Raw genomic sequence first — 6,459 nt, 5'->3', positions numbered from 1 at the left:
GTATCTGGTGTGCGGCCGCCTCGACCGGGGAGGAGCCCTATTCCATCGCGATGGTACTGCGCGAGGTGTTGGGAGCCGCGGCGAACCAGGTCGAGCTGATCGCCACCGATATCGACACGGATGCGCTGCGGGAAGCCGAACTCGGCATCTACCCCTTCGAGCGCATCGCCAAACTGGGTGAGCAACGCTGCAAGCGCTTCATGCTGCGTGGCAGCGGCAGTCGCCAGGGGCAGGTGAGGGTGCGCCCGGAGATCAAGCAGCTGGTGCGCTATCGCCACCTGAATCTGCTGGATAGCCACTGGGACCTCGGTAGCGGCTTTGACGTGATCTTCTGTCGCAACGTGATGATCTACTTCGACAAGCAGACCCAGTCACGTCTGCTGGACCGCTTCGCGCTGATGCTCAAGCCCGATGGACTGTTGTTTGCCGGTCATTCCGAGAATTTCTCATGGCTCAATGATGCCTTCACGCTGCGCGGCCAGACGGTCTATACCCTGTCTCGCCGCCGGACGGAGGGCGCGTGATGCGTCGTGATGGCTGGTGATGATTCCCTTTCCCTTACCCACTCTCCAGGAGTGTCTGGATGCCTACCCCCGCTTCATCGTCATGCTCGGTCTCAAGGTCAAATGCTGGTTCAAGGTCAGATTCGAACTCAAGTGCAGCTGCTGGCGCAGGCACGCCCCAGGCCGGGACGGGGCGCATCATTCGTGTGCTGTGTGTCGATGACTCCGCGCTGATCCGTGAGTTGATGGCCGAGATCATCAATGCCCAGCCTGACATGCAGGTCGTGGCCACCGCGCCGGACCCGCTGGTCGCGCGAGACCTGATCAAGCGTCACGAGCCGGATGTGCTGACGCTGGATGTGGAAATGCCGCGCATGGATGGGCTGGACTTCCTCGAGCGCCTGATGCGCCTGCGGCCGATGCCGGTGGTGATGGTGTCTTCGCTGACCGAGCGCGGCGGGGAAATCACGCTGCGCGCGCTGGAGTTGGGTGCGGTGGATTTCGTCTCCAAACCGCGCCTGGGAATACGTGGCGGCATGCTCGAGTATGCCGAGACGATTGCCGACAAGATTCGCGCCGCCGCGCGGGCGCGTGTGCGGCCTGCGGGTCGCGCCGTGACGTTGCCATCTGCTGGCGGTGCACAGGCCGGCTCGGCTCTGTTCAATTCGACCCTATCCAATCCGGCTCAGTCCAGCCTGCCTCAGTCCAATCCATATCAGTCCAGTCTGGCAGACAGGTCAGTCGCCGCTTCGGTCAGTCAGGGTGCGGTCAGTCAGGACACGGTCAGTCCGTCTGCGACCGCTGCTGCCAGCCGCCGGCCATTGCTGTCGAGCGAGAAGCTGATCGCGGTGGGGGCCTCGACCGGCGGGACCGAGGCAATACGCGCGGTGTTGCAGTCGTTGCCGGCGGATGCGCCGGCCATTCTGGTGACTCAGCACATGCCGCCGGGCTTCACGCGCTCGTTCGCCGAGCGACTCAATGGGTTGTGTCGTATCGCCGTCAAGGAAGCTGCGCACGGTGAGCGCATCCTGCCGGGGCATGCCTATATCGCGCCTGGCGACGCCCACCTGACGCTGTCACGCAGCGGGGCCAACTATGTGGTCACCCTCGATCAGCGTCCGCCGGTCAATCGTCACCGCCCATCGGTGGATGTGCTGTTCGATTCCGTGGCGCGGGTGGCCGGTCGCAACGCCGTGGGCGTGATCCTCACCGGCATGGGGCGCGACGGCGCACGGGGGTTGTTGCAGATGCGCGAAGCCGGCGCCCACACCATCGCCCAGGATGAGCAAAGCTGCGTGGTCTATGGCATGCCGCGGGAAGCCGTCGAGCTCGGGGCCGCGCAAAGCGTATTGCCGTTGAGTCGCATCAGTGGGCATCTGCTCCACCAGGTGCAGCTGGCCGGGCGTTCGCAACGCGTCTAGACCGCTTCGATCTGCCTGGGCGTGGAGGTTAAGTGGGTGTGAGTTGCCGGCAAGGAGAAGATGGGCGCAGAGGGTAAAGTCTGCCGGCTCGTGGCCGATAACCCCCTCACAAGGCTGTAATTTTCAGCCGTTCCCTCATGTGATTCTGGAAGAGAGCCCGACCGCTGATGGCCGACAAGAACCTGCGAATCCTCGTCGTCGACGACTTTCCCACCATGCGTCGGATCGTGCGCAACCTGCTCAAGGAGCTCGGCTTCACCAATGTGGAGGAAGCCGAAGATGGGCAACAGGCCCTGGAGTTCCTGAATCAAGGCAGCTTCGAGCTGGTGATCTCCGACTGGAACATGCCCAACCTCGATGGGCTCGAGATGCTCAGGCGCGTGCGTGCCAATCCCGCCACGGCCACGTTGCCGGTGCTGATGGTCACCGCTGAGGCCAAGAAGGAAAACATCATCGCCGCCGCCCAGGCCGGTGCCAGTGGCTATGTGGTCAAGCCCTTCACGGCGGCGGTGCTGGAAGAGAAGCTGGGCAAGGTCTTCGAGAAACACGGCCTCTGAGCCATCGGGCCGCGCTGGTCAGGCAAGGCTGGCGCGGTCAGCGTCGTTGGTCACATCAAGGAGGGTGTCATGAGTCATCTGGAATCATCATCTGAACCCCAGTCATCCTCGGGCGCTGATCCTGGTGTGATGGCGCGCGATGGGGCAGCCAACCTCGCCAGAACGGGGGATAGCAGCGAAGACCTGATTCGGCGTATCGGCCAGCTGACGCGCATGCTGCGCGACAACATGCGTGAGCTGGGGCTGGATCGGGAGATCGAACGTGCTGCCGAGGCGATCCCCGATGCTCGTGATCGCCTCAATTATGTGGCCAGCAAGACGGAGCAGGCGGCAGATCGTGCCCTCAATGCCTGTGAGCGGGCCCAGCCGCTGCAGGATGCCCTGGCCAGTGAGGCGAAGTCGCTCAGCGGGCGCTGGGACGCCTGGTTTGCCGAGCCGGTGGCCCTGGATCAGGCGCGTGAATTGGTGATCGACACGCGTGCCTATCTGGCCGTGGTGCCTGATCAGACCAGCGCCACCAACAGCGAATTGCTCGAGATCATGATGGCGCAGGATTTCCAGGACCTTACCGGTCAGGTGATCAAGCGCATGATGGATGTCATCCAGCAGATCGAGATGCAGCTGTTGCAGTTGCTGCTCGACAATGTCCCGGAGGGTCATGCACGTTCGGCGATGGCGTTTTCTGGGCAGGCCGCCACCACGGCGACCGCTGCGGGGCTTTCGGCAGCAGAGCTTTCAGCCTCGGCGCTGGATGAGCAGGCAGCATCCAGTGCCGGGGATGCCCAGTCTGGTGCCTTGCTCAATGGCCCCCAGGTGCGAGCCGATGCACCGGGGGTAGTCGCCAGTCAGGATGAGGTCGATGACTTGCTGGATAGCCTCGGTTTCTAGCCGACTTCCCGGTAGTGGCACCTGCTGGTCCTTGTTCTTCATCCCCTTGCCCGCCCACGTCCCGTGAGGCGGGCAAGGGCGTTTTTGGGCGCTATTCCACGCTTTGATCCCCGCCGTGCTTGGCACAATGAGGCCCATTCTCGGCATGATGCGTTCGCCGTACGCGCCAGTGTGAGCGAGCGTCATGCTCCTCGGCAGTTCAGGTAGATGCGATCCCAGGCAAGCGGAGTAGCCGGTGGCTGACGAGCAGAGCAGCGACGACAAGACAGAAGAGGCCACGCCCCACCGAATACAGAAGGCCCGCGAGGAAGGGCAGGTGCCCCGCTCGCGGGAGCTGGCGACCTTTCTGTTGCTGGGCGGAGGTGCGGCAGGCCTGTGGCTGTTGGCCGGGCCGCTTGGCGACACCCTGGAGCGAGTACTGGGCGCCTCGTTCGGCTTTGATCGCGCTCAGGCACTCGACAGTCGCGTGATGCTGGCCAATGCCTTGATGCTGGGCCAGGAGGCCTTGCTGGCACTGTTGCCGTTGTTCGCCCTGCTAATGGTGCTGGCGCTGGTCGGCCCGGTGCTGCTGGGCGGCTGGATGTTCTCCACCAAGTCGCTGTCGCCGTCGCTGGGCAAGCTCAATCCCGTCAAGGGGCTGGGCAGGATGGTGTCCTCCCAGGCGCTGGCCGAGCTGCTCAAGACCATCGCCAAGTCGATACTGGTCGGTGGCGTGGTGGTGATGTATCTGCATGCCCAGCGCCAGGAATTGATGGCACTGATGATGATGCCGCTGGGCAACGCCATGGCGGATGCGCTGGCGATCGTGGCGCGCTGTACGGCGCTGGCGATATTGATGCTGATCGTGCCGACGCTGATGGATGTGCCGTATCAGCTGTGGAGTCACGCCAAGAAGCTGCGCATGAGTCTCGAGGAGATCAAGCGCGAGCACAAGGAGACGGATGGCGACCCGCAGATCAAGGCGCGCATCCGTCAGCAGCAACAGGCCATGGCGCGTGCGCGCATGATGAGCGCCGTACCCACTGCCGATGTCATCGTCAACAATCCGACGCACTACTCGGTGGCGCTGGTCTATCACGAGGGCGACATGCGCGCACCGCGGGTGGTGGCCAAGGGGCGTGATGAGGTGGCGCTGCGCATTCGCGAAGTGGGCGAGGCGAACGGGGTGCCGATGCTGAGTGCGCCGCCCCTGGCGCGTGCCCTGCACACCCATGTCGATCTCGAGCAGGAAATTCCCATTGCGCTCTATCAGGTGATCGCCGAGGTGCTGGCCTGGGCGATGCGGCTCAAGCGGGCGCGCCAGCAGGGTGGGCTGCGCCCGAGTCTGCCGGCAGGTCTGTCCGTTCCCGATGAGTATCAGGTGCCGGAGGAGGCGCAAGGGACGGCTGAGGAGGCTGGTCCGCCAGGCGCCGAGCGTGATGACGGGGAGCCGGCAGCCGAAGCTGAGGCTTCAGCCGCAGGCGCGATGTCTTCTGATCATGATTCTGATGACGCCGATGCCGGGGCGGTCTTCCAACCCAGCGCCAAGCCCGGGCCTGACGGTGGCGCGACGACGGATCCTCGTGTCGGAAGTTGATGGCCGCAGTTGATGACCGACTTGGATGATCGAAGTTGAGGCCCGAACTTGATAACCGTCCTGCTGGCTGATGCTGCCAACCGAACCCCATGACCGACCGCCATTTCTGCTCCCCAAGCCCGGGCCGCTGCGCAGCACGCGCAACGCCCTCCACGATCGATGAGCCGCTTGCATGAATACCTTGCTGACACTGTTTGACCGCGTGGGGCTCAACACCTCCAGCCAGCTGAAGGTGCTGGCCGGGCCGCTGCTGATCATGATGATCCTGTCGATGATGGTGTTGCCGCTGGCGCCCTTCATTCTCGATCTGCTGTTCACCTTCAATATCGCGCTGTCGATCATGATCCTGATGGTCAGCATGTTTGCGCAGAAGCCGCTGGATTTCTCGGCCTTCCCCGCGGTGCTGCTGTTCTCGACCTTGCTGCGCCTGTCGCTCAATGTCGCCTCGACGCGGGTGGTGCTGCTGGAAGGTCACAACGGCGGTGACTCGGCGGGCAAGGTCATCGAGGCCTTCGGTCAGTTTCTGGTCGGCGGCAACTTCGCCGTCGGTCTGGTGGTGTTCTCGATTCTGGTCATCATCAACTTCATGGTCATCACCAAGGGTGCCGGGCGTATTGCCGAGGTCGGCGCACGCTTCACGCTGGATGCCATGCCCGGCAAGCAGATGGCGATCGATGCCGATCTCAACGCCGGCCTGATCGGCGAAGACCAGGCGCGCGAGCGCCGCCGGGAAGTGTCGCAGGAATCCGATTTCTTCGGCTCGATGGACGGTGCCAGCAAGTTCGTGCGTGGCGATGCGGTGGCGGGGCTGGTGATCATGGTGGTCAATATCATCGGCGGGCTGATCATCGGGGTCGGGCAGCACGACCTGAGCATGTCCGATGCGGCGCGCACCTATACGCTGCTGACCATCGGCGATGGCCTGGTGGCCCAGATTCCGTCGCTGGTCATCTCGACCGCCGCAGGCGTGATGGTGTCGCGGGTCAATACCAATGAAGACGTCGGTCAGCAGATGATTGGCCAGCTTTTCAAGAGCTCGCAGGTACTGTGGTTGGCGGCTGGCGTGATGGGTCTGCTGGGTCTGGTACCGGGCATGCCCAACATGGTCTTCATTCTCTTCACCTTGCTGCTGGCGGGGCTGGGGTGGTGGGCCTCCCAGCGCGAGAAGGAGGTCAGCAGCGAGGCGAAGGAAGAGGCGGCGCCCGCGCCTGCGGCGGCCGTACAGGAGGTCAGCGAGGCCAGCTGGGATGATGTGCGACTGGTGGAGCCGCTGGCGATGGAGGTCGGTCATCGCCTGATTGCTATGGTCGACATGCGCCAGGGCGGTGAGTTGCTGGCGCGCATCAAGGGAGTGCGTCGCAAGTACGCCCAGGAGATCGGGTTCCTGCCGCCGGTGATACATATCCGCGACAACCTCGAGCTTGGGCCCAATCAGTATGTGATCAGCCTGAAGGGTGCCGAGGTCGGGCGGGGCGAGGCCTATCCGGGCCGCTGGCTGGCGATCAATCCGGGCA

Annotated in this window: 6 protein-coding genes; all 6 read left to right on the top strand. The window is 63.8% G+C overall.

The genetic code is table 11. The annotated features are described in order from the left end of the window. The coding region (locus AC4FAH_RS12590; protein ID WP_483417482.1) for a CheR family methyltransferase at positions 1 to 524 on the top strand (524 nt) is incomplete at its 5' end. A gap of 179 nt (positions 525 to 703) precedes the next feature. Next, positions 704 to 1,924: a protein-glutamate methylesterase/protein-glutamine glutaminase gene (locus AC4FAH_RS12585; RefSeq protein ID WP_378080070.1), complete on the top strand. Its 1,221-nt coding sequence runs from the start codon at positions 704 to 706 to the stop codon at positions 1,922 to 1,924. A 167-nt stretch (positions 1,925 to 2,091) separates the two neighbouring features. Beyond that, on the top strand, positions 2,092 to 2,481 hold the full coding sequence (gene cheY / locus AC4FAH_RS12580; RefSeq protein WP_131432094.1) for a chemotaxis response regulator CheY: 390 nt from the start codon (positions 2,092 to 2,094) through the stop codon (positions 2,479 to 2,481). Between the two features lie 129 nt (positions 2,482 to 2,610). Next, positions 2,611 to 3,369 (top strand): protein phosphatase CheZ, encoded by a 759-nt coding sequence (gene cheZ / locus AC4FAH_RS12575; protein ID WP_284726228.1) that lies wholly within the window; start codon positions 2,611 to 2,613, stop codon positions 3,367 to 3,369. 235 nt (positions 3,370 to 3,604) lie between these two features. Continuing rightward, positions 3,605 to 4,945 carry a flagellar biosynthesis protein FlhB gene (flhB, locus tag AC4FAH_RS12570; protein WP_284726033.1) on the top strand — a complete coding sequence of 447 codons (1,341 nt, stop codon included), beginning with the start codon at positions 3,605 to 3,607 and terminating at the stop codon, positions 4,943 to 4,945. A 172-nt stretch (positions 4,946 to 5,117) separates the two neighbouring features. Further along, positions 5,118 to 6,459, top strand: a 1,342-nt coding sequence (locus AC4FAH_RS12565) for a flagellar biosynthesis protein FlhA (RefSeq protein ID WP_490246137.1), incomplete at its 3' end; no start/stop codon positions are given.

Source organism: Cobetia sp. (assembly GCF_983723665.1).
This window is presented reverse-complemented; position numbering and strand designations above follow the sequence as displayed.

Coding starts and splice junctions, on each gene's coding strand:
- cheY (WP_131432094.1), top strand. CDS start 2,092: ATGGCCGACAAGAACCTGCGAATCCTCGTCGTCGACGACTTTCCCACC.
- cheZ (WP_284726228.1), top strand. CDS start 2,611: ATGGCGCGCGATGGGGCAGCCAACCTCGCCAGAACGGGGGATAGCAGC.